We start from the raw sequence: 23,935 nt of genomic DNA, 5'->3' as shown, positions 1-23,935 counted from the left end.
ATCACGCAGTTGGCCTGGCACGAACATTGCGGCTTAACCTGTTCCCAAGCTGACCAGCGAAATTCCTGCCAACAGTGTGGCGCAAGCTTCACGTCCAATAGTCGACACCCGAACCAGCCCGAATGCTGTTTCGTGAAGTACGAAGACGGCGGCCACGCGCGAAGGACAATACCTTGACGATCAATCAGCCCATTTCTTCCTTGCCGGCCGGTCTTCCTGATCTGGCGCTTCTCACGGAGAAAGCGGCCGGCACAGGATCCGTGATTATCTACCAACCCTATCTCGATCCTTTGCAGCGCAGCCAGATCGATGCGGCGGCCATGCCGTTCGACATCTCGTTCAATACGCAGGCGACGACCCGCGAATATGAACTTTTCCTCACCCTGCATCAGCATCACGAGGCAATCGGCCTCGGCGACGACGTATTCTGGGGGCTGCTTTCGAGCAAATTCGAGATGAAGTCGGTAACAAGCTTCCCGTCCTTCGTCACCGAGGCGGCAGAGGCCCGGGCGGAGGGTGCGGATGCCTATCTTTACAATCCGCTGATCGGCCACGCGGCGATCTACAGCAACGTCTGGGAGCATTCACTGCTAGGCGGCCATCCCGGCATGGAGCCGATCTTCCTGCATATCCAAGAGCTGGGCTATCCGATCGCGCCGCCGCAGGACAAGACTGCCTTCGCGTTCTGCAACTATTTCTGCGGCAACCGGAAATTCTGGTCCGGCTATTTCGCTTTCTGCGAACGCATCCTCGAATCGCTGGAACATCAAGCGCGCGTCGGCACGCCGGCCGGCACCGCCTATGCCGGTACGGCTCACTATTCGCGCGATGCCAACGCGAAGATGCGCCCCTTCGTGATCGAGCGCCTGCTCGGGCTTTATGTCCAGCAGGCTGCCGCCTCCGGATTGAAAATCGCCGCCTTCGTACCGGCTCTTGCCGATTTCGAATGGAAGTTCGGGACCCGCCTCGGCCGGATGCTGCATGGCCTCTTCGCCGCCAAGGAAGCCTTTCTGAAGAGCCGTGACGAGGCTCTCCTGACCTCGTGGCAGGAAGGCCGCCAGCCGCTCGTCAAGCAGCCGCATCTGATCTGGATGGCTGATGACCCGCCCGGCTGGATGCCGCGCGGCCAGTTCATCGGCGGACGCGAATTGATGCGCGCCTATGCTCCGCAGGCCTCGGGCGCCTCTCAGATGCAGCAGCAGCCGGCACGGACGGAAAGGCCCGCTATACCAGCCGCACCGAAAATCGAGCAGCCGCCCGGCAACTCGTTGCAGCCCTTTAGCGGCGGATGGCAGGCACACAAGGACCGTCATTGCATCTGGATCGTGACGCCCGAAAACTACAATCACAGCCACGCCTTCGACGAAGTCGCGCTCGGCCTGCAAGGCGCCTTCGAAGAACTCGGCGGCTCGGCACCGATCGTCCGCGATATGAGCGCATTCGCCGGCCGTGCGCCGATCATCTACGGTGGCAATCTTCTCCCCACTGAGATCGTCGACCATCTGCCGAAAGACAGCGTCATCATCAACCTCGAGCAGGTGTCCGAAGAAAGCAGCTGGATCAATTCGCGCTATACGTCGATCCTGAGGGCGATGCCGGTGCTCGACTACAGCCCGCGCAACCGTGAAAATCTTGCCGCCAAGGGGATCGATCACGCCGGTGTGCTCGAAATCGGTTACAGCCGCTGCCTGAGCCAGATTCAGCACGCCCCGGTCAAGGATATCGACGTGCTCTTTTACGGCTCGATGAACGAACGCCGCCATCATATCCTGAAGACGCTGAAGGACGGCGGGCTCAAGGTCGCGCATCTCTTCAACATCTATGGCAGGGAACGCGATGCAGCGATTGCCCGTGCCAAAATCGTCATCAACATCCATCACTATGCGAGCGGCGTCTTCGAGATCGTCCGCATTTCCTATCTGCTCGCCAATCGGGTCTGCGTGCTGACGGAAGGCGACATCCGCGATCCAGACCTCCAGCCCTTCATCGGCGGCTTGGCAATTGAGCCCTATGACAACATGATCGAGCGCTGCTACAAGCTGATTGCAGATGCCGACGAGCGCGATGCCATTGCCGCGAAAGGCCTCGAGGCCATTCGGAGCCGCTCGCAGGCGGAGATGCTGATGAGCGTTATGAAGGCCGCAGAAAAGGTAAGTCATGCGCATTGAGACCGCGGCCCTCGAGGGCATTGTTGCAATTACTCCACCACGCTTCGGCGATCACCGCGGCTACTTCTCCGAGGTATTCAAGGATGCCTGGTTCCGGGAAAATGTGGCCGACGTCACGTTCGTCCAGGACAATGAATCGCTTTCGGCGCAGGCTGGCACCGTCCGGGGGCTTCACTTCCAGATCCCGCCCTTCGCCCAGGGCAAGCTGGTGCGCTGCCTTGCCGGCCGGATCATGGATGTCGTCGTCGATATCCGCGTGGGATCCCCGAGCTACGGCGAATGGCTCTCGCAGGAGCTCTCGCCGGACACCGGCAAGCAGCTCTGGATACCGCCTGGTTTCGCCCACGGATTCGCAACGATCGAGCCGAACAGCGTCATCAGCTACAAGGTAACCGCGCCCTACAGCCCGCAGCACGATCGGGGCATCGCATGGAACGATCCGGCGATCGGCATTCGTTGGCCCTTCGACGAGAGAGACATGGTATCTTCAGACAAGGACAAGACGCTGCCGCGGCTCGCCGATCTGCCAAGCCATTTTTCCTATTCAACACAGCAACCCCAGGATTGATCGACGATGCGCATACTGGTTACGGGCGGAGCGGGCTTCATCGGATCGGCATTGGTGCGCCATCTCGTCAGCGAGATCGGCGCTGAGGTGCTGAATGTCGACGCGCTGACTTATGCCGGCAACCGGGCCTCGCTGAAGTCCGTCGAATCGGCGCCGAACTATCAATTCCTGCACGCCGACATCTGCGACCGCGCCAGGATGCCGGAAGCATTCGCGTCCTTCCGCCCCGATATCGTCATGCATCTTGCGGCCGAGAGCCATGTCGACCGCTCGATCTCGGGCGCGGCCGATTTCATTCAGACCAACATCGTCGGGACATTCAGTCTGCTGGATGCCGCACGACACTATTGGGATGGGCTCGACGCTCACCGCAAGAGCGCCTTCCGCTTTCTGCACGTCTCGACGGACGAGGTCTACGGCTCGCTCGGCGACGAGGGCCTCTTCGCGGAGACGACGCCTTACGATCCGTCCTCGCCCTACTCCGCCTCTAAGGCCGCGAGCGACCATCTGGCGATTGCCTGGCACCGCACCTACGGCCTGCCCGTCGTCGTCTCCAATTGCTCCAACAACTACGGCCCGTTCCATTTCCCGGAAAAGCTCATTCCGCTGATGATCCTGAACGCACTGGAGGGCAAGCCTCTTCCGGTTTACGGCAACGGTGCGAATGTTCGCGACTGGCTCTATGTCGAAGACCACGCCCGCGCGCTCTTCACGATCGCATCCAGAGGGCGCCTGGGCGAAAAATACAATGTGGGAGGTCGCAATGAGCGCCGAAACATCGATGTCGTCAATCGCATCTGCGCTATTCTCGACGCTGTCTATAGCGACAAGGCACCGCATGCGCGCCTGATCACCAACGTCACGGACCGCCCCGGACACGACGCACGCTACGCGATCGATGCCTCGAAACTGGAAAGCGAACTCGGCTGGAAGGCGCAAGAGACCTTCGAGACCGGCATCGAGAAGACCGTGCACTGGTACTTGGAAAACGAATGGTGGTGGAGGCCGCTACGCGAAAACGTCTATTCCGGCGAACGCCTCGGCGTTTTCAAGGGACAGTAACCGATGCGCATAGCCGTCACCGGCAAACAGGGCCAGGTTGTTCAGTCGCTGCTCAGACGCGGCGCCGAAACGGGTGTCGAAATCAGCGCGGTCGGCCGGCCGGAAATGGACCTTTCGGATCCTGCAAGCGTCACAGCCGCCTTCTCGGCTCTGCGCCCTGATGTCATCGTCTCGGCCGCCGCCTATACGGCGGTGGACAAGGCCGAGAGCGAAGCCGAGCTTGCTTTCTCCGTCAACGCGGCCGGCGCCGGGGCGGTTGCCGAGGCTGCCGCGCGGATCGGGGTCCCGGTGATCCATATTTCGACGGACTACGTCTTCAGCGGCGACAAGGCCTCGGCATATTCCGAAGAGGATGCGACGGCGCCGATCTCCGTCTATGGGCGTTCGAAACTCGCCGGCGAGAAGGCCGTCGCGGCGGCGAACCCCAACCACGTCATCTTGCGCACCGCCTGGGTCTATTCGCCCTTTGGCGCCAATTTCCTGAAAACGATGCTGCGGCTTTCCGAGACGCGCGATCAACTTCGCGTCGTCGCCGATCAGAGAGGATGCCCGACCTCGGCACTCGACATCGCCGACGCGATTCTCGCGATCGCAACCCGTCTCGTCGCGGATCCTGCGCCATCGCTCCGCGGCACCTTTCACCTGACCGGCAGCGGCGAAGCAAGCTGGGCGGATTTCGCCGAAGCGATATTCGCGGCGCTCCTTAAGTCCGGCGGCAAAAACGTCGGCGTCGAGCGCATCGCGACGGCGGGCTATCCGACACCGGCCAAGCGGCCCGCCAATTCACGCCTCAACGGCGACAAGCTCGCCAGAACCTATGGAATCCGGCTCCCGGAGTGGAAGCAGTCCATGACGATTGTCATGCAAGAGCTTTTGTATAAAGGTCTCTAAGGAGAAAGCATGAAGGGAATTATTCTCGCCGGCGGTACGGGCACACGTCTGCATCCGATCACGCAGGCCGTCTCGAAACAGTTGATGCCGGTCTACGACAAGCCGATGATCTACTATCCGCTGACGACGCTCATGCTCGCCGGCATCCGGGAGCTGTTGATCATCACCACGCCCCACGACGTCGAAGCCTTCAAACGCCTTCTCGGCGACGGTTCGCAATGGGGAATTTCGCTGACCTATGCCGTACAGCCGAGCCCGGACGGCCTCGCCCAGGCCTTCATCATCGGCGCCGACTTCGTGCATGGCGACAGCTCTGCACTGGTTCTAGGCGACAACATCTTCTACGGGCACGGACTGCCGGAAATCATGAAATCCGGCACGAGCCGGCGGGAAGGTGCGACGGTGTTCGCCTATCACGTCACCGACCCGGAACGCTATGGCGTTGTCGGCTTTGACGAAAGGATGAATGCGCTGTCGATCGAGGAGAAGCCGAAGGCGCCAAAATCGAACTGGGCGGTGACCGGCCTCTATTTCTACGACCAGCAAGTCGTTGATATCGCCGCCAATCTGAAGCCGTCGCCGCGCGGCGAATTGGAAATCACCGATGTCAACCGCGTCTATCTCGAGCGCGGCCAGCTTTTCGTGGAGCTGATGGGCCGAGGCTATGCCTGGCTCGACACCGGCACGCCTGACAGCCTGCACGATGCCGCAGGTTTCGTCAGTACGCTGGAGAAGCGCCAGGGGTTCAAGATTGCCTGCCCCGAAGAAGTCGCCTGGCGCATGGGCTACATCTCGCAGGACGACCTCGCCAAGCTGGCAGAGAAGCTCGGCAAGAGCGCCTACGGCCAGTATCTGACGAAACTCTCCCCGGTTTGGTGAGCTATCTGGCCGGCCAGCCCCGCCAGCAGGAAACCCGTACAGGGTTTGGAACTCACGGGGTCGGGAACTCCGCCAGCCGGGCAGCGTAACGCGCCATGGTGTCGACTTCGAAATTGACGAAATCGCCGGCCTTGCGGTCGCCCCAGGTGGTGACCTCGAGCGTGTGGCGAATGAGCAGGACGTCGAAATCCGTGCCATCGACCGCGTTGACCGTCAGCGACGTGCCATCGAGCGCGATCGACCCCTTGGGGGCGACGAATTTCGCCAGATGTTCGGGTGCGCGCAGGCGGTAACGCGTAGCGTCGCCTTCCGATGACACCGAGAGTATCTCCGCCTTGCCGTCGACATGGCCGGAAACGATATGGCCGCCGAGTTCGTCGCCGATCTTCAGCGACCGTTCGAGATTGATGCGGCTGCCCTCCTGCCAGGTGCCGATCGTCGTCAGCCGCAGTGCTTCCTCCCAGGCCTCGACCTCGAACCAGCGGCCATTGCTGCCTTCCTGCGGCAGGCCGGTCACGGTGAGGCAGATGCCGGAATGCGAGATGGAGGCGCCCATATCGATGGTGGCAGGATCATAGGCGGTTGCGACCCGCAGCCGGATGCCTTCCTTCAAGGGGGAAACGGATTCGACCGTGCCGACATCGGTGACTATTCCCGTAAACATCAAAGCCCTCTTTCGTATTCGTCCAGGCGATCAGCGCCGAAGATCAGCGTGCCCACATGGGTAAAACCGGATGGTATGTCGGTTGCCTGCAACGGGGATTCAATACCGCGCTCGCCGATGACGACCGGCGCCTGATAGAGCTGGATGCGGTCGACGAGACCGGCTTCAAGGAAAAGCCGCGCCGTCTTGGCACCGCCTTCGACCAGAAGCGAGGAAATGCCGCGTGTTGCCAAGGCTGGCAGCAGGACTTCCGGGTGATAGGGATTACAGTAGACGATCTCGACACCCGCGGCCTCCAGTGCGGCGCGGCGGGAATCTATGTCAGCGTCGGTGGGCGGGGCACCCCCTTCTGCCCTGCCGGGCATCTCCCCCACAAGGAGAGAGGTTGGCTGGGGGATAGCTCCCTGCCCAACATCCTCAGTTGCCGGTGATGACGAGTCAGCCTGAGAATTCTGATCGCGCCCCTCGCCGATCTCTCCCGTTGTGGGGCGGCCAAAGGACGGGTCGAGCCCCGTGGCTCGAGCCTGGTGCTCCTGCAGGGCAGAGGGGGGTAAACCCTCCGCATCCGCCACCAAGGGCGACATGTCCTCGCTCGCAATCAAGATGACCGGCACTTCGCGCGCCGTGGCAACCAGCCTGCTCGTCAGCGGCAACGCCAAAGACGGATCGAGCACGACACGGATCGGCGACTGCGCTTCGAGCCCCGGCGCACGCACCGTCAGCAGCGGATCGTCCGATATCGCCGTGCCGATGCCGACGAGGATCGCATCGGTTTCGGCGCGCAGCGCCTGCACCTCGGCGCGAGCCTCCGGGCCGGTTATCGCCACTTGGCCCTCCCCCGCGCGGCCGATCATGCCATCGGCGGAAATGGCAAGCTTGAGAGTCACATAAGGCCGGTTCTTCGTCTGGCGGGTGAGATAGCCAGCCAGCGAACGTCGGCCCTCGGCTTCCAGCACGCCGGAATCGACCTCGATTCCTGCATCGCGCAACATCGCGATGCCGCGTCCCGAAACCCGCGGATCGGGATCGGTGACGCTGATGACGACGCGGGCCACACCAGAGGCGATCAACGCCTCGGCGCAGGGCGGTGTCTTGCCGTGATGCGAGCAGGGTTCGAGTGTTACATAGGCGGTGGCGCCGCGGGCAGCCTCGCCGGCTTCGGCGAGCGCCTGCGGCTCGGCGTGCGGGCGGCCGCCGAGGGCGGTGACCGCTTGGCCGACGACGACGCCCTCCTTGACGATCAGGCAGCCGACGGAAGGGTTGGTGGCGGTGCGGCCGAGATGCCGGCGCGACAGGCGGATCGCCGCCGCCATGAAACCTTCGTCATCCGGCGCGACGCTCATGGCTCATCTGTCCAATGGGTCGCGGGCGATCTTGGCGTTTATTTCGGAAATAACCTTTTCGAAATCCTCGGCGAGCGAGAAATCCCGATAAACCGAGGCGTAGCGCACGAAACCGACATCGTCGAGGCTCTTCATCGCTTCCAGTACCTGCAAGCCGATCTGCTCGGAGGAGATTTCGGTCTCGCCGGAGCTCTCCAGCCGGCGGACGATGCCGGACACGGCACGCTCGATGCGGTCACGCTCTACAGGGCGTTTGCGCAGCGCCACTTCGAAGGAGCGCACCAGCTTGTCGCGATCGAAGGGCACCTTGCGGCCGGTCTTCTTGATGACCATCAGCTCGCGCAGCTGCACACGCTCGAAGGTGGTGAAGCGGCCGCCGCAATCCGGACAGATACGCCGCCGGCGGATGGACGTATTGTCCTCCGCCGGACGCGAATCCTTGACCTGGGTATCTTCCGAACCACAATAGGGGCAGCGCATCGCTACTCCTTACCCCATGTAGTCATACATTGGGAAGCGGTCCGTGAGGTTGACGACCTTGCCGCGCACGGCGGCTTCGACGGCGGCGTTGCCTTCATCGGAATTGGCGACCTTCAGGCCGTCGAGGACCTCGACGATCAGATTGCCGATCTCGCGGAATTCGGCTTCCTTGAAGCCGCGGGTGGTGCCGGCCGGCGCGCCGAGGCGCACGCCCGAGGTGACGAAGGGCTTTTCCGGGTCGAAGGGAATGCCGTTCTTGTTGCAGGTGACGTAGGCGCGACCGAGAGCTGCCTCGGCGCGCTTGCCGGTGGCGTTCTTCTTGCGCAGGTCGACGAGCATCAGGTGGTTGTCGGTGCCGCCTGAAACGACATCGAGGCCGCCTGCGATCAGCGTTTCGGCAAGCGCCCGGGCGTTCTTGACGATCTGGGCGGCATATTCCTTGAATTCCGGCTGCAGCGCCTCGCCGAAGGCGACGGCCTTGGCGGCGATAATATGCATCAGCGGACCACCCTGCAGCCCCGGGAAGACGGCCGAATTGAACTTCTTGGCCAGATCCTCTTCGTTAGTGAGGATGACACCGCCGCGGGGGCCGCGCAGCGACTTGTGGGTCGTCGTCGTCGCGACATGGCAGTGCGGGAACGGCGACGGATGCTGCCCGCCGGCGACGAGGCCGGCGATGTGGGCCATGTCGACCATCAGATATGCGCCGACCGAGTCGGCAATCTCGCGGAAACGCTTCCAGTCCCAGATGCGGGAATAGGCCGTGCCGCCGGCGATGATCAGCTTCGGCTTGTGCTCTTCGGCCTTGCGGGCGACGTCATCCATGTCGAGCAGGTTGTCGCCTTCACGCACGCCGTAGGAAACGACGTTGAACCACTTGCCGGACATGTTGACCGGCGAACCATGCGTGAGGTGACCGCCCGAATTGAGGTCGAGGCCCATGAAGGTATCGCCCGGCTGCAGCAGCGCCAGGAACACGGCCTGGTTCATCTGCGAGCCGGAATTCGGCTGGACGTTGGCGAAATTGACGCCGAACAGCTTCTTGGCGCGCTCGATCGCCAGTTCCTCGGCGATATCGACGAACTGGCAGCCGCCGTAATACCGCTTGCCCGGATAACCCTCGGCATATTTGTTGGTCATGATGGAGCCCTGGGCTTCCAGCACGGCGCGGGAGACGATGTTCTCGGAAGCGATCAGTTCGATCTCGTGCCGTTGGCGACCGAGTTCCTTTCCGATCGCGCCGAAAATTTCCGGATCGACGTCCGCGAGCGAGCGATTGAAGAAGGATTCGGTGGAAGCATTGGTCATGGGCGGGCTCCTCAACTGGAATGCGCGAAGGTATTATCCTTCCCCTGTAGCAAGGGCAATACGAAGAACGACATTTGCTGAGCAAAGCGCGCGCTCCAGTCATTTTGCGACCGCGCGGCGCCGATGAATCGCAGCTCCGCGATAAAGCGCGCTTGTCGCAATAAAAAAACCGCGCCGGGAGGGCGCGGTTCGAGGGTGCGATGCAGAGGTCGCCGCTTATTGCACCGGCTGTTCCATGCCAGCCGTGGTATCGAGCGCCAATTCGGCATTGCCGTCCATCTGATAGATGTCGTCGCGGAACTGGACGATGCCGTCGGGCATGCCCCAGGCAGAGATGTAGACGAAATAGACCGGAACTTCCGCCGCGAGCTTGATCGGCGTGTTGATGCCGCTTGCAATCACCTGCTCCATCTGCTGGCGGCTCCAGCCGGGGGTTTCGCGCAGCAGCCAGTTCGTCAGGTCGCGCACGTTCTGGACGCGGACGCAGCCCGAGGATTCGAAGCGCATCAGTTTGTTGAACAGGCCCTGCTGCGGCGTGTCGTGCATGTACTCGCCGTTCTTGTTGTAGAAGTTGATCTTCGTCGAGGCCATGGCGTTGATCTTGCCCGGATCCTGACGGAACATCAGGTTCGGCGCCTCGCCGTTCCAGTCGACGGTTTCGGGGGCGACTTCATTGCCCTTGCCGTCGATCAGGCGGATGGCGTTCTTTTCGAGATAGGTCGGATCCTTGCGCATCAGCGGCATGATGTCCTTCTCGACGATCGAGCGCGGCGCGGTCCAATACGGGTTGAGGATGACCTCGTAGATCTTCGAATTGACGAGATGCGTCGGGCGGCTCAAGCGGCCGACGACCGCCGTGTGACGTGTCGCGACGCTGCCGTCTTCAACAGCCTCGACATAGGCGGCCGGAATGTTGACCATCAGGTGGCGGCGGCCAAGATCTTCCGGGAAGGTCTGTAGGCGGACCAGGTTGGTGTTCAACTGCTGCAGGCGGACATCCGCCGGAATGTTCATCGCCTTCAGCGTGAATTCGCCGAGAACGCCGTCGGACGGCAGGCCGTGACGCGCCTGGAAGCGCTTGACGGCGCCGTCGACATAGGAATCGAAGGCGTTGGACAGGCCGGCTTCGCGCGGCAGGTCGCCGGTGATCGCCAGGCGCTGGCGCAGCGCCTGGACGGCGGGAGAGCTGACGCCGAGCTGCAGGCGCTGATCGCCGGGATTGACCTCCGGCCAGCCGCCGGCTGCCGCAATCTGCTGATATTGCATGATCGCCTGCTGTGCGCTCGCGACCGATTGGGGACCGAGGATCGGCGTATTGGAAACGACGGCGGTCGCCGTGCGCGAAGCCGCCTTGGCGTCGAACTGGTCGTCCCAGTTGCCGCGCCGCGGCGCGTTCAGGAGCCCATCGAGCGCCGATTGCGCAAATGCAGGTCCGGCAGCTAGTGCGCCGGCACCAACAGTTGCCGCCGACGCCAGGAAAGCGCGACGCGAAAGAGCTTCAATTCCGTTTTTCTTCGACATAGTCCCAACCACTGAATGCCGCGATAAAGAGAAGCCGCGGCCCTTTGCGATATCACTGCGCCGTAGCGCAGATCCCTATCCATTCGTTCTGCCGGCGGATCGGGAAATTCCACCTGTCCCATCACAGAATCGCGATGCGACAGCCCGAACATTCCCGATCGGTTCAAGCGCCGGTTGTCAAACCTTCCGCTGCCACACCAATATGGCCAATTCGTGTTATCGGGGCCGGAGGACCGAGGGCTGCCGGAGCGAACACGACGCAACGAACCATATGACGGGCTAAACCGTGCCGGTTAATAACGGCTAAAAAACGGCTTGAATACAGGCGATAACGCTTGCCTGCCCTGCGTTGCAAAGATGCCACGTGCGCAAATGGCAAAACCGGACGCGCAGGGACACGTCCGGTTTTCTGCAACCCTGAAAGGAGGTCAGGGGTTTTAGAGGCGATACATGATCGAGTCGTTCCAGAAGCGGTCCAGACGCTGGAGCAGCTTGTTCATCTGGGTGAATTCGTCGGTGCCGATGCCGCCGACCTTGTCGATCGAGGCGATGTGGCGTTCGTAGAGCTTGGCGACCGTTTCTGCGATGTCCTGGCCGGTCTCGGTCAGGCTGATGCGGACCGAGCGGCGGTCGATGCGCGAGCGCTGGTGGTTGATGAAGCCGAGGTCGACCAGCTTCTTGACGTTGTAGGAAACGTTGGAGCCGAGATAGTAACCACGCGAGCGCAGCTCGCCGGCGGTCAGCTCGGAATTGCCGATGTTGAAAAGGAGCAGCGCCTGGATGGCGTTGACGTCGCTGCGACCCTGACGGTCGAACTCGTCCTTGATGACGTCGAGAAGACGACGGTGAAGACGTTCAACAAGATGAAGGGATTCCATGTAAAGATCGCGGATGCCCTGATCCTGCTGGTCACGGAAGTTCGATACCGCCTGCGGCTTGATTTTCGTGTTCATATTGACTGCCTCACTGTTTGATTGGCGGTGTCGTTTTCTTCCCGCCTTGAGTGAGACCCTATCGAATACATATAAAATTCGACTTAAACCGCAGGCTTAACGGAGCCTTACTGGAAACCCCACGTTGTCTCAGGGTAAATCAACGCTTACCTGGCGGCGGTGCCGGCGCTTTTCCAGCCACAGCAGCAGGCGGAAAATGCAGTAGACGGCGGCGACCATGAGATGCAGCAGGATGATCAGCTTGTTGGGGCCGAAAATATCCGGCAGCAGCCCATACATCAGGACCTGGCCGCCGGCCGCCAGCACCCAGATGACGGGCCCCCAGGACACGGTGAGCCAGAGACCGAGGGAGGCGACGGGGAAAAGCACGGCCAAGCTGGTGCTTGCCACCTTCCACGGCAGGCTCAACAGATCGAAGCGGCCGGCGCCAACCAGCGAATAGCCGACGAGCATCGCCCAGTACTGAAGACCGAACCAGAAGCAGGATACCGCAACCAGCCTCAGGAAGAGAATGAAGAGGAGATCCGCCAGCGTGCGCTTCGGGATCGTCGGGCTATCGGTTTCCATGGGGCAGACATCGGTTCCGGTTGCATCGTCATAAGGGTGTTTTCCGCCGCGGCCAATCGTCCGGTTTGGATTTTCCGGGCGCCATGATAATGAGCGCTCCGATAAATGGAATGGGCCAGGGACAGATATCATGCAGGACAGGACGCATCTCGTCGACCACATTACCGGCCATCGCCGCATGCGACGCAACCGCAAGGCGGATTGGACACGCCGACTGGTGCAGGAGAACCGGCTGACCGTCGACGACCTGATCTGGCCGATCTTCATCGTGCCGGGTTCCGGCATCGTCGATCCGATCGCGGCCATGCCCGGCGTCAACCGCATGAGCATCGACAAGGCGGTTGAGGCCGCACGCGAAGCCGCCGGCCTCGGCATTCCGGCGCTCGCCACCTTTCCGAACGTCGAAATGGAACTGCGCGACGAGACCGGTTCGAACAGCCTCGAAGCCAATAACCTGATCAACCAGGCGACGGCGGCGATCAAGAAGGCGGTGCCGAATATCGGCGTCATCACCGACGTCGCGCTCGATCCCTTCACCAGCCATGGCCATGACGGAATCTTGAGAGACGGCGAGATCGTCAATGACGAGACCGTCGACCAGGTGGCGCGCGCGGCGGTCATGCAGGCGGATGCCGGCGCCGACATCATCGCGCCGTCGGAGATGATGGATGGGCGCATCGGCGCGATCCGGATGGCGCTCGACGCGGCCGGCCATCAGAGCGTCGGCATCATGAGCTATGCGACGAAATTCGCCTCCGCCTTCTATGGCCCCTATCGCGAGGCGATCTCGACCGGCGGCCTGCTGAAAGGTGACAAGAAAACCTATTATATCGACCCGGCCAACGGCACGGAGGCGATCCGCGACGCTGCGCTCGACGTCGAGGAAGGTGCCGACATGCTGATGGTCAAGCCCGGCCTGCCCTATCTCGACATCTGCTGGCGCATGAAGGAGGCTTTCGGCCTGCCGACCTTCGCCTACCAGGTTTCCGGCGAATATACCCAGATCAAGGCGGCGGCGATGAACGGCTGGATCGACGGCGAGCGGGCGATGCTGGAAACGCTCTTGTCGTTCAAGCGGGCGGGATGTGACGGCATCCTCACCTATTTCGCGGTCGAGGTGGCGAAGATCCTCGGGAAACGGTGAATATAGGACGATTATTGTATTTCGCCCTACTGACACCATATCAGCGGCATCGCTTTTTCGCAGGAGATTGAGATGAGCTACAACCCCAATCCGCTTTTTGCCGCACCGGAGGACTGGCGCGCCTATAGCGGCGTGTTGAGCCGCCGTGTCCTTGCCTTCATCCTCGACTACTTTATCGTGGCGCTGCTGTGGATTCCCGCAGCGATCGTGCTGTTCTTCCTGTCGATCATCACGCTCGGCCTCGGCTTCCTTCTCTACCCTGCGCTCTTCGTCATTGTCGCCGGGATTTACTTCGGCCTGACGGTCGGCGGACCGAGCCAGGCCTCGCTCGGCATGCGGGCAATGGGCATCGCGATCGTGCGCGTCGATGGACGGCCGATGGATTTCCTGACGGCGATCGTGCATCTGGCGCTGTTCTGGATCCTCAACTCGGTGCTGACGCCGCTCATCCTGCTTGCCGGCCTGTTTATCGAGCGCAGCCGCCTCGTCCACGACCTCCTGGTCGGCACGGTGACGGTGCGCACCGCTTGAAACGCGGAGGAGACGAAATAAAGTCTCCTCCTCCCTTTGCCGCCTGTTGCGGACGCTCCATATTTAACTTTAGAAGACGGAAATGAAGGGCCGAAATGGTCCCGCTGTTGACGTTTTCTATTCTTAGGTCATGCTGTCAGAAAACGGCACTGTCTCGACAAGGAAACTTCCGCGACAAATGAATACGCAGACAACGCCATCCCCGCAGTTTTATCTGACGGCTCCGGCTGCGTGTCCGTATCTGCCACATGAGATGGAGCGTAAGGTGTTCACCCATCTGGTCGGCCCGCGGGCCGCCGAGATGAACGATATCCTGACGCAAGGCGGTTTCCGCCGCTCACAAAATATCGCCTACCGTCCGGCCTGCGAATCCTGCCGCGCCTGTGTTTCCGTGCGGATTCTCGCCCAGGATTTCGAGCCGACGAAATCGATGAAGCGGGTGCTTGCCGCCAATTCCGACGTCATCGCCACCGAATTCACCGCCCAGCCTTCCAGCGAACAATATTCCCTCTTCCGACGCTATCTCGATTATCGCCACCAGCAGGGCGGCATGTCCGACATGACCGTGCTCGACTACGCGATCATGGTGGAAGACACGCATGTGAATACGCGAATCGTCGAATACCGCCGGCGCGAGGAAGGGTCCGGACTGGAGGAGCGGCCGAAGGGCGAGTTGCTTGCTGCTGCGCTGACCGATACGATGAGCGACGGGCTGTCGATGGTCTATTCCTATTTCAATCCGGCGCTCGAACGGCGCTCGCTCGGCACTTTCATGATTCTAGATCATGTCAGGCGCACGAAAGCGCTCGGCCTGCCGCATGTCTATCTCGGCTACTGGGTGCAAGGGTCGCGGAAAATGGACTACAAGACACGCTTCCAGCCGCAGGAACACTTGACCCCGCGTGGTTGGGAGCGGTTCGATCCCTCCTCTATGCGCGAAAGCATCCAGGACTAGCGCCTTTCCGGTTAGATTGAAGCATTGTGTCGGCTCAAAGAGTCGGATGCTTGACCGGCCGGCGCGCGTCGTAGCCAAGCTCTACGGCCGAGCCGGCCGGTCGAGCAGGCGGCCCGTTCCAGTCAACCCTCCCGCAGATCTGCCTGGCAAATCTGCAAGACTTAGGAATCGCCGGGCGCACTGATCGTTCGCCACGGCGAAGCGGTGCGGCCGGTGGGATGCCGGTCGCGTTCTGGTGCCTGGCGACCGGACCACGTTCCCTCCCCGCCCCGAGGTCGGCATGTTCTACCGGCTCGAAACCGTGCTCGCCCGATCTGGGTCTGGCTGATCTTTGCGGAACACCGGCAATGGGTGAGACTCGTCGGCGGCGGCATTCCGGTGGCGGCGATCGCCGGGCATTGCTTCTCGATGGTGCGGGAAAGGCGCGTCAGGCCATTGGCGCAATAGACGTTACCGCCTGCCGATCCTTCAGGTATAACTGCGTTACCTCGAAGCCGCGAGATCGATGAAGAAGGTGCTGCCCGCTTCCTAGGGATTTCAGCGTGCCGCTCAACCCGTAGCCTTCATCTGCTGTTGTTCCAGCTCGCGGCCGAGCCCTTCGACCACATGTGCCCAGCCTTTTCGGGTCTTTTCCTCGTGTTCGGCCCATTCGGCGCACATTTCATGGGTCAGGGTCAATCGGCTGCCGCCGCCGAGCGGTTCGATGTCGATTTCGACGCGGTCGCAATTATGATCGTGATCCTCGACGGAAAAGCTGAAGACCATGCGTCGCGGACGCTTCAGTTCCAGGAAGACCCCTTGGTGAAAGGCGTCGCCGGTAGGGCGGCGGTCGACGATGAAAAAGCGGCCGCCGACATGCGGATCGATATCGGCGCGGATGACGTGGCCGTCATCGGTGGCAAACAGGAAGCGGCGGGCGATCTCGGGGTTGAGCCAGGCGTCGTAGACGACAGCGGGCGGCACTGTGTAGGTGTGGCTGACATGCAATTTGATGGTGCTGGCGGGCATCGATTTTCCTCCGGTAAGGGCACGCGCGCCTTTCCCAGGCGCACGACCCACAGCCGTTCCGTCCGCCCACAGAACCGGCCTTCTCTTCTTTTGGGTAACAGCAAAGAGATAGAGAAGTTCCGCCGCCCCGCCAAGAGACGGGCGCGGAATTTTTATGGCCCAGAGCATTCGAGCACAGAAGCGCTCGGTCTCTTGGTTTTAGGCAGTTCCGACGGCAAAACCGCCGCGCAGCTTTGCCGCAATCACTTTAGCCGGCGAATTTGCCGCTACGCGGAAAACCCTTCGGGACGGTGCGGCCGGCGCTGGCGCGGTCGCCCAGCCATTCGGCAAGCTCGTCCTTGTTCTTCGTGAAGGTGCGGCCGGCACTGTCTTCCCAGACGAGGCCATCAGACATCGCAAAGCAGCGGACGTCGGAAATGCCGCCATCCTTGTAACGCTGCAGGCGAACGCCCTTGCCGCGCGACATCTCCGGCACCTGCGCCAGCGGGAAGACCAGCAGCTTGCGGTTCTCGCCGACGACGGCGACATGGTTACCGCTGACCGGCACGAGCAGCTGCGTTTCCTCGGGCAGCGCGACATTCATGATCTGCTTGCCCTTGCGGGTATTGGCGACCAGTTCGGCCTCGGCGACAACGAAGCCGTTGCCGGCCGTCGAGACGATCAGCTGCTTGCGCGAGGGATCGTGGACGAAAGCGGTCAGCACCGCCTGGTCGTTGTCCATGTCGACCATGATGCGCAGCGGCTCGCCGTGGCCGCGACCGCCCGGCAGCTTGTCACCGCCGAGGGTAAAGGCCTTGCCGCCTGTCGTGACGATCAGGATCTTGTCCGTGGTCTGCGCCGGGAAAGCCACCTTCAAACCGTCGCCTTCCTTGAAGGTCAGCGTCGTCGTATCGGCGACATGGCCCTTCAGCGCTCGGATCCAGCCCTTCTCGGAAATGACGACGGTGATCGGCTCCTTCTCGATCATCGCCTGCTGGATCGCTTCCTCGTCGGCTTCCGGCGCGTCGGCGAACTGAGTGCGGCGGCGGCCGACCTCGGTCGCCTTGGCGAATTTCTTCTTCACCTCGCCGATTTCCCACGCGACCGTCTGCCACTGCTTGTCGTCGGAGGCAAGCAGCGCCTCGATCTCGCCCTTCTCCTTGGTGAGTTCGTCGAACTCCTTGCGGATCTCGAACTCTTCCAGCTTGCGCAGGGCGCGCAGCCGCATGTTGAGGATCGCCTCGACCTGATTGTCGGTCAAATCCCATCGCGCCATCATGACCGGCTTCGGCTCATCCTCCTCGCGGATGATCCGGATCACCTCATCGATGTTGAGGTAGGCGATCAACAGACCGCCGAGGATTTCGAGACGTTTGTCGATCGCCGCCAAGCGGAAGCGCGAGCGGCGCTGCAGGACCTCGCGGCGGTGATGCAGCCACTCCTTCAGCACCTCGTTCAGCGCCATGACACGCGGGATGCGGCCCATGGACAGGACGTTCATGTTGAGCGGGAAGCGGCTTTCGAGCTCCGTCAGCTTGAACATCGATTCCATCAGGATCGTCGGATCGACGCTGCGGCTCTTCGGCACAAGGACGATACGAATGTCCTCAGCCGATTCGTCGCGGATGTCTTCCAAGAGCGGCAGCTTTCGGGCGATCAGCAGCTCGGCGATCTTTTCGATCAGCCGCGACTTCTGCACCTGGAACGGAATTTCGGTGACGACGATCTGGTAGCCGCCACGGCCGAGATCCTCGGTCTGCCACTTCGCCCGCACGCGGAAACCGCCGCGGCCCGTGCGATAGCTCTCGATGATACTGTCGCGGCTGTCGATGATGATGCCGCCGGTCGGAAAATCCGGGCCGGGAATGAATTCGACGAGCTTTTCGACGGTCGCATCGGGATGCTTGATCAGATGCAGGGCGGCGTCGCAAAGCTCGTGGGCATTGTGCGAGGGGATCGAAGTCGCCATGCCGACGGCAATGCCGGAGGAGCCGTTGGCGAGCAGGTTCGGGAAGGCGCCGGGAAGGACCACCGGCTCCGAATTCGATTCATCGTAGGTGTCGCGGAAATCAACCGCGTCCTGATCGATGCCTTCGAGCAGCAGCTCGGAGACCGCCGTCATCTTCGATTCGGTGTAACGCATGGCGGCGGGACTGTCGCCATCGATATTGCCGAAATTGCCCTGGCCGTTGACCAGCGTGTAGCGCTGCGAGAAATCCTGGGCGAGACGGGCAAGCGCATCGTAGATCGACTGGTCGCCATGCGGATGGTAATTACCCATCACCTCGCCGACGATCTTGGCGCATTTTCTGAAGGCCGACGTCGGCCTCAGCCCCATCTCGTTCATCGCATAGACGATGCGGCGATGGACAGGCTTCAGCCCGTCGCGCACGTCAGGCAGAGCGCGATGCATGATGGTCGACAGCGCATAGGCAAGGTAGCGCTGCTCGAGCGCTGCCTTGAGGTCGACCGGCTGGATATTGTCGTCGTCTCCGCTCGAAGGCGGCAAAATCTCTTGTCCCATAGGTTCTGACTAGCCCAGAAGAGGCTGGCGGGCAAGGAATCCGGGCCATTGCAGCTGTGGATGAAGTCTTGGGAATGACATCAAGGGATGAGACAAACGTTCCGCCGCAATTTGGACTTCGTTTGCCGTTCCTTTCAACGGAAATTTAGAAGTCCGTAAATATAAAGCGGGCCCAATCCGTAGTAGTGTAGCTGCAGATTTCCAAACCGCCATCACGCCACCAGAGGAATCACCCCATGAATTTTTACCGGACAACGCAGCTGATGCTGTCGGGCGCCGCCTTTTTCTCGCTCGCCGGCTCGGCCTTCGCTCTCGACGGCACCGATCTTCTGAAGAAGATCAATGCCGCCTATGCCGCTCAGGGCGTGGCGATTGCGGCTGAGAACATCGATATCGACGGCACGACAGTGACATTGAAGAATGTGACCGTCAAACCGACCAGCGGCGAAAGCCTGCCCATCAGCGAGATCACCCTTTCCGGCGTCGAAGAAGACGAGGACGGCGGCTATTACATCGAAGAAGCCGCCTTCCCCGATATCAACAAGACGCAAGACGGCGCCACGGTGACGGCGGAGGGACTGACGCTCGGTGGCATCTCGGTCCCGGCAACTGCTGGCGGCGATACGCTCGATACCATGATGCTTTATGAATCCGCCCATACCGGCCCAGTGAAGGTGGTCAAGGGAGGCGCGGAAATATTCTCGCTGCTCGAAAGCAACATGAACCTGGCGCTACGTGAGGACGAATCCGGCTTCGATTTTGACGGCACCTTCAAAAGCATGAAGGTCGATCTCACCGCGGCTGAGGAGCCGAAGAGTAAGGACGCGATCGAGAAGCTCGCCCTTCAGCACGTTCAGGGCGACATCACCATGAAGGGCGCCTGGGAACTCGCTCCCGGCACGATCGACATTTCTGAAGTGGCCTTCGACTTCACCAACATCGGTAAACTAAGCTTCGGCTTCAAGATCTCCGGCTACACGATGGCCTTCATGAAATCGATGCAGGATGCAATAAAGGAGTCCGAAGCCAATCCGAACAAGGAACAGTCGGACCAGGCGCTCGGCCTTGCCATGCTCGGCCTGATGCAGCAGCTGTCCTTCGACGCCGCGCAGATACGCTTCCAAGATGCTTCGATCACCAAGCGCGCGCTCGATTACGCCGGTTCGCAGCAGAACATGTCCGGCAAGCAGATGGCGGATTCGCTGAAGGCGATGACGCCGATCATGCTGGCGCAGCTCAATATCCCGGAACTGCAGAACGCCATTTCGGCCGCCGTCAATACCTTCCTCGATGATCCCAAGAGTCTGACCGTCAAGGCCGCTCCCGAAAAGCCGGTGCCGTTCCCGACGATCGTCGGTGCCGCCATGGGCGCTCCGAACACGCTGCCGCAGGTGCTCGGCGTCAAGGTGTCGGCCAACGACTGATCGCTTCGATCTCGCGATGAAGGTCCCGGAAGTTCGTGACCGACCCAGTAGCTGGTGTCAGTCTCGAACTGCGGGCCCTTTTCGTTTTCAGGCACGATGACGGGCGAGCTGGGCGATGGCGTGGGTTGCGATATCGAGCAAATCCTCATGGGATGCCCCGTCCCTCGCCTGTACCGACATTCCTTGAACGATAGCGGCAAGGAATCGCGCCAGAGCGCGCGCATTGGTCCCGGGCTTGATATCGCCCTCGCGAATGCCGCGCTCGATCCTCGACGTGAAGCCATCCAGCGACTGGCGACGCAGCGCTGCTACATGATCGGCAACGACGTCGTTCTCGCTGGCGCAGTTCAGTACCGCGGTCGAGATCATGCAGCCTTTCGGATGCTCGGGAGCCGAGAAGGTCGCTGCTGAGCCCCGCAATATACGCTCGAAGGCGGAGACGGTATCGATCTGCTCGCCAAGCGCCGAAAACGTGTTCGCGCCCAGCCCTCGGTATTGCTGCAGCGCCTCGCGGTAGAGATCAGCCTTGGAGTTGAAGGCGGCATAAAGGCTTTGCGGCGTGATGCCCATGGCGGCCGTGAGATCGGCGATCGAGGCGCCCTCATATCCATGCGCCCAGAAGGTTTCTCGAGCGGCGGACAGGACCGTCTCGCGGTCGAAAGCGGGCGGGCGGCCGCGGCGGCGGGCGGGAGTAGTTTTCACATCGGCACTATTTTTCACAATGATCACTCTAGAATTTCAAGGCGACGCGCTATATTCAGGAACGGTCGTTGTGATTATAGAAGGTTTAATTTGATGAGTCTTCCCCTCGAAAAGGCAGAGGCCGACAGGCATGTATCCCTTGGCGCGGCTGTTGACGCCGCAATCACAAATGCCCTCGATGAAAAGCGGCTGGTCGGAGCGGTCGTGCTTGTCGCGCGCGACGGAGAGATCGTCCATCGTCGCGCCGCCGGTCTTGCCGATCGCGGGAAGGGTCTGGCGATGAGCGAGGATACCATCTTCAGGCTTGCCTCTATCACCAAGCCGATCGTCACCATCGCTGCGATGCGGCTCGTCGAGGAAGGCAAGATCGGGCTCGACGACGCCGTGACGAGATGGCTGCCGGATTTCCGGCCGAGACTGCCTGACGGAGGCGAAGCGATCATCCGCATCCGCCACCTGCTGACCCATACCTCCGGCCTCGGCTATCGCTTCTCCGAAGAGGAGGACGGCGCTTATGCCGGCGCCGGCGTTTCAGATGGCCTCGACCAACCGGGACTATCGCTGGCCGAGAACCTGCGGCGCATCGCAAGCGCGCCGCTGCGCTTCGCTCCCGGCAGCGACTGGCAATATTCCCTCGCCATGGATGTTCTCGGTGGCGTCATCGAGGCGGAAACCGGCGTGCCGCTGGGCGAGGCCGTTGCCCAACTGGTGACGGGGCCGCTTGGGCTTGTCGACACTGCATTTTCGGTTAGCGACCGTAGCCGCCTTGCGGCAGCCTATACAAATTCTTCCCCGGAACCGGCCCTGATGGGCGAGGAAGCGGAGGTCAAGGCGCTGATCGGCTCCATCCGCTTCGCGCCGAACCGCATCTTCGATCCCGCCTCCTATCATTCGGGCGGCGCCGGCATGGCGGGAACGGCGGGTGACGTTCTGACGGTCCTCGAGACCGTCCGTAGGAGTGGTGCACCGCTGCTGTCAGCCGAAACCGTAAGGATGATGATGACGGACCAAGCCGGCGGCCACCGCCAGCGACATGAACCCGGGTCCGGCTTCGGCTTCGGCTGGTCTGTTGTCACCGACCCGGTCGAGGCAGGCGTTCCCTTCCCCGCCGGCACGCTGAAATGGGGTGGTGTCTACGGCCACAGCTGGTTCATCGACCCGGTCAACGGATTGACCGTCGTTGCGCTGACGAACACGACGCTCGAGGGCATGTGGGGCAAGTTCACAGTCGATCTTCGCGACGCGATCTATGCAGGCTTGTGAACGAGCAGAAAGCAAAAGCCCGGCGGAGAGCATCGCCGGGCTTTTGCGTCCAAGCTGAGAAAGCGGTCAGTCCTTCTTGACAGGCGGAATCGGCCGGATCGCGAGCTCGCGCAGCTGCGTCGGCGTCGCCGGGCTCGGCGCGCCCATCAGCAGGTCCTGAGCCTGCTGGTTCATCGGGAAGAGCGAGATTTCACGCAGGTTCTTCGCGCCGACGAGCAGCATGATGATGCGGTCAATGCCGAAGGCGGCGCCGCCATGCGGGGGCGCGCCATACTGGAAGGCGCGGTAAAGGCCGCCGAAACGATCCTCGACGTCCTGCTGGCTGAGCCCCACCTTCTCAAAGGCGGCAACCATGGTTTCCGGTGATTGGTTACGGATCGAACCGGAGGCGATTTCGAAACCATTGCAGACGGCGTCATACTGGAAGGCCTTGATCGTCAGTGGATCCTGGCTCTGCAGCGCCTCGAGGCCGCCCTGCGGCATCGAGAATGGGTTGTGAGCGAAATCGACTTTCTTTTCTTCCTCGTTCCATTCAAAGAAGGGGAAGTCGACGATCCAGCACAGTTCGAAACGGTCGCGGTCGACGAGGTTGAGTTCTTCGCCGGCCTTGGTGCGGGCCTCGCCCGCAAACTTGTAGAACTTTTCCGGCTCGCCGGCGACGAAGAAACAGGCGTCACCATCGCCGAGGCCGAGCTGGGTGCGGATCGCTTCGGTGCGTTCCTCGCCGATATTCTTGGCGAGTGGTCCGGCACCTTCGAGCTTGCCGTTCTCGCTGCGCCAGAAGATATAGCCGAGGCCGGGCTGGCCCTGGCTCTGCGCCCAGGCGTTCATCCGGTCGCAGAAGGCGCGCGAGCCGCCGGTCTTTGCCGGGATCGCCCAGATCTGAACCTTCGGGTTGGAGGCGATCATGCCGGCGAAGACCTTGAACCCGGAGCCGGCGAAATGCTCGGTCACCGCTTCCATGACGATCGGGTTGCGCAGGTCCGGCTTGTCCGAACCATATTTGCGGATCGCTTCGTCATAAGGGATACGCGGCCATTCCTTGGTGACCGGCTTGCCGTCGGCGAACTCCTCGAACACGCTTGTCATCAGCGGGCCCATCGTGTTCCAGACGTCTTCCTGGGTGACGAAGCTCATCTCGAGGTCGAGCTGGTAGAATTCGCCAGGCAGGCGGTCTGCGCGCGGATCCTCGTCGCGGAAGCACGGCGCGATCTGGAAGTAGCGGTCGAAGCCGGCAACCATCAGCAGCTGCTTGTACTGCTGCGGCGCCTGCGGCAACGCATAGAAGGTGCCTGGATGAATGCGCGAGGGCACGAGGAAGTCGCGCGCGCCTTCCGGCGAGGAGGCGGTCAGGATCGGCGTCGTATATTCAGTGAAGCCGACAGCGCCCATTTCGCGGCGCATCGCCGAGATGACTTGGGTGCGCTTGACGATGTTCCGGTGCAGCGTTTCGCGGCGAAGATCGAGGAAGCGGTATTTGAGGCGAATGTCTTCAGGGTAATCAGGCTCGCCGAAAACAGGCAGCGGCAATTCCTTGGCTGCGGAGAGGACTTCGATCTCCTGAGCGTAGAGCTCGATCTCGCCGGTCGCCATGGCCTTGTTGACAGTGTCTTCGGTACGGGCCTTGACGAGGCCGTCGATGCGGATGACCCACTCGCCGCGCACGGTCTCGGCCAGCTTGAAGGCCGGGCTGTCGGGATCGGCGACGACCTGGGTGATGCCGTAGTGGTCGCGCAGGTCGATGAAGAGAACGCCGCCATGGTCGCGAACGCGGTGGACCCAGCCGGAGATGCGGACGGTCGAGCCGACATCCGTCTTGCGGAGGGCGGCGCATGTGTGGCTGCGATAGCGATGCATGATCTCAATTCCTGGCATGTGGCTTAAGACGGCAGCAAGGGTTCAGAGGCCCTCAAGCGCCGACAAGAAAATCGGGCGGAAAAGCGCATGGACGCTCCGATTTGTCAAGGCTTGGCGCGTGCCCGCCGCGCGATTGGCACGCGT

21 protein-coding genes and 1 pseudogene are annotated in these 23,935 nt (G+C 61.7%); 11 read left to right on the top strand and 11 right to left on the bottom strand.

Annotation, left to right across the window (positions count from 1 at the left end):
• Positions 1-173 precede the first annotated feature (173 nt).
• From J2J99_RS07800 to rfbA, 5 genes are read left to right on the top strand one after another with little or no spacing between them, the layout of a single operon-like run.
• On the top strand, positions 174-2,168 hold the full coding sequence (locus J2J99_RS07800; RefSeq protein WP_168294594.1) for a CgeB family protein: 1,995 nt from the start codon (positions 174-176) through the stop codon (positions 2,166-2,168).
• Positions 2,158-2,736 carry a dTDP-4-dehydrorhamnose 3,5-epimerase gene (gene rfbC / locus J2J99_RS07795; RefSeq protein ID WP_168294593.1) on the top strand — a complete coding sequence of 193 codons (579 nt, stop codon included), beginning with the start codon at positions 2,158-2,160 and terminating at the stop codon, positions 2,734-2,736. Before J2J99_RS07800 ends, rfbC begins: the two co-directional genes overlap by 11 nt.
• A gap of 6 nt (positions 2,737-2,742) precedes the next feature.
• Positions 2,743-3,798 (top strand): dTDP-glucose 4,6-dehydratase, encoded by a 1,056-nt coding sequence (rfbB, locus tag J2J99_RS07790; protein WP_168294592.1) that lies wholly within the window; start codon positions 2,743-2,745, stop codon positions 3,796-3,798.
• A gap of 3 nt (positions 3,799-3,801) precedes the next feature.
• Positions 3,802-4,689: a dTDP-4-dehydrorhamnose reductase gene (gene rfbD, locus J2J99_RS07785; RefSeq protein WP_168294591.1), complete on the top strand. Its 888-nt coding sequence runs from the start codon at positions 3,802-3,804 to the stop codon at positions 4,687-4,689.
• 9 nt (positions 4,690-4,698) lie between these two features.
• Positions 4,699-5,568: a glucose-1-phosphate thymidylyltransferase RfbA gene (rfbA, locus tag J2J99_RS07780; RefSeq protein ID WP_168294590.1), complete on the top strand. Its 870-nt coding sequence runs from the start codon at positions 4,699-4,701 to the stop codon at positions 5,566-5,568.
• A 52-nt stretch (positions 5,569-5,620) separates the two neighbouring features.
• On the opposite strand, the gene J2J99_RS07775 is transcribed toward rfbA, so the two are convergent.
• From J2J99_RS07775 to J2J99_RS07745, 7 genes are all read right to left on the bottom strand, one after another.
• Positions 5,621-6,232, bottom strand: coding sequence for a riboflavin synthase (locus tag J2J99_RS07775; RefSeq protein WP_168294589.1), 612 nt, complete (start codon positions 6,230-6,232; stop codon positions 5,621-5,623).
• Positions 6,232-7,575: a bifunctional diaminohydroxyphosphoribosylaminopyrimidine deaminase/5-amino-6-(5-phosphoribosylamino)uracil reductase RibD gene (ribD, locus tag J2J99_RS07770; protein ID WP_168294588.1), complete on the bottom strand. Its 1,344-nt coding sequence runs from the start codon at positions 7,573-7,575 to the stop codon at positions 6,232-6,234. Before ribD ends, J2J99_RS07775 begins: the two co-directional genes overlap by 1 nt.
• Before the next feature lie 3 nt (positions 7,576-7,578).
• Entirely contained in the window at positions 7,579-8,055 is a 477-nt protein-coding gene (nrdR, locus tag J2J99_RS07765) for a transcriptional regulator NrdR (RefSeq protein ID WP_003547190.1), read from the bottom strand.
• Positions 8,056-8,064: 9 nt separating this feature from the next.
• Positions 8,065-9,363 (bottom strand): serine hydroxymethyltransferase, encoded by a 1,299-nt coding sequence (glyA, locus tag J2J99_RS07760; RefSeq protein WP_096769345.1) that lies wholly within the window; start codon positions 9,361-9,363, stop codon positions 8,065-8,067.
• Between the two features lie 216 nt (positions 9,364-9,579).
• Positions 9,580-10,884, bottom strand: coding sequence for a L,D-transpeptidase family protein (locus J2J99_RS07755; RefSeq protein WP_168294587.1), 1,305 nt, complete (start codon positions 10,882-10,884; stop codon positions 9,580-9,582).
• A gap of 437 nt (positions 10,885-11,321) precedes the next feature.
• Positions 11,322-11,837, bottom strand: a complete 516-nt coding sequence (ldtR, locus tag J2J99_RS07750; protein ID WP_004673822.1) for a transcriptional regulator LdtR — start codon at positions 11,835-11,837, stop codon at positions 11,322-11,324.
• A 129-nt stretch (positions 11,838-11,966) separates the two neighbouring features.
• Positions 11,967-12,404: a DUF6163 family protein gene (locus J2J99_RS07745; protein ID WP_029531534.1), complete on the bottom strand. Its 438-nt coding sequence runs from the start codon at positions 12,402-12,404 to the stop codon at positions 11,967-11,969.
• Between the two features lie 130 nt (positions 12,405-12,534).
• On the opposite strand from J2J99_RS07745, the gene hemB reads away from it, so the two are divergent.
• From hemB to J2J99_RS33910, 4 genes and pseudogenes are all read left to right on the top strand, one after another.
• Complete coding sequence (gene hemB / locus J2J99_RS07740; protein WP_168294586.1) at positions 12,535-13,548, top strand: porphobilinogen synthase; 1,014 nt, start codon at positions 12,535-12,537, stop codon at positions 13,546-13,548.
• A gap of 72 nt (positions 13,549-13,620) precedes the next feature.
• Positions 13,621-14,079, top strand: a complete 459-nt coding sequence (locus J2J99_RS07735; RefSeq protein ID WP_168294585.1) for an RDD family protein — start codon at positions 13,621-13,623, stop codon at positions 14,077-14,079.
• 178 nt (positions 14,080-14,257) lie between these two features.
• The gene (locus J2J99_RS07730) at positions 14,258-15,034 is read left to right on the top strand and encodes an arginyltransferase (protein ID WP_168294584.1); all 777 of its coding nucleotides are present in this window, start codon (positions 14,258-14,260) and stop codon (positions 15,032-15,034) included.
• A 218-nt stretch (positions 15,035-15,252) separates the two neighbouring features.
• A pseudogene (locus J2J99_RS33910) lies at positions 15,253-15,481 on the top strand (DMT family transporter); the annotation flags it as partial.
• A gap of 102 nt (positions 15,482-15,583) precedes the next feature.
• Here J2J99_RS33910 and J2J99_RS07725 read toward each other — a convergent pair.
• Together J2J99_RS07725 and parC are read right to left on the bottom strand one after the other, a co-directional pair.
• On the bottom strand, positions 15,584-16,042 hold the full coding sequence (locus J2J99_RS07725; RefSeq protein WP_168294583.1) for an SRPBCC family protein: 459 nt from the start codon (positions 16,040-16,042) through the stop codon (positions 15,584-15,586).
• Between the two features lie 247 nt (positions 16,043-16,289).
• Positions 16,290-18,545: a DNA topoisomerase IV subunit A gene (parC, locus tag J2J99_RS07720; protein WP_168294582.1), complete on the bottom strand. Its 2,256-nt coding sequence runs from the start codon at positions 18,543-18,545 to the stop codon at positions 16,290-16,292.
• A 236-nt stretch (positions 18,546-18,781) separates the two neighbouring features.
• Between parC and J2J99_RS07715 the strand changes: the two genes are divergently transcribed.
• Positions 18,782-19,969 (top strand): hypothetical protein, encoded by a 1,188-nt coding sequence (locus tag J2J99_RS07715; RefSeq protein ID WP_168294581.1) that lies wholly within the window; start codon positions 18,782-18,784, stop codon positions 19,967-19,969.
• 87 nt (positions 19,970-20,056) lie between these two features.
• Here J2J99_RS07715 and J2J99_RS07710 read toward each other — a convergent pair whose 3' ends face one another.
• Positions 20,057-20,698, bottom strand: a complete 642-nt coding sequence (locus J2J99_RS07710) for a TetR/AcrR family transcriptional regulator (protein ID WP_207600957.1) — start codon at positions 20,696-20,698, stop codon at positions 20,057-20,059.
• 66 nt (positions 20,699-20,764) lie between these two features.
• Between J2J99_RS07710 and J2J99_RS07705 the strand changes: the two genes are divergently transcribed.
• Positions 20,765-21,934 (top strand): serine hydrolase domain-containing protein, encoded by a 1,170-nt coding sequence (locus J2J99_RS07705; RefSeq protein ID WP_168294580.1) that lies wholly within the window; start codon positions 20,765-20,767, stop codon positions 21,932-21,934.
• Positions 21,935-22,000: 66 nt separating this feature from the next.
• Here J2J99_RS07705 and aspS read toward each other — a convergent pair whose 3' ends face one another.
• Entirely contained in the window at positions 22,001-23,791 is a 1,791-nt protein-coding gene (gene aspS, locus J2J99_RS07700) for an aspartate--tRNA ligase (protein ID WP_168294579.1), read from the bottom strand.
• Positions 23,792-23,935: the final 144 nt, after the last annotated feature.

This window comes from Rhizobium binae (genome assembly GCF_017357225.1).
Taxonomy (GTDB): Bacteria; Pseudomonadota; Alphaproteobacteria; order Rhizobiales; family Rhizobiaceae; genus Rhizobium; species Rhizobium binae.
The sequence above is the reverse complement of the archived record's forward strand: the minus strand, read 5'-3'. Positions and strand labels throughout refer to the sequence as shown.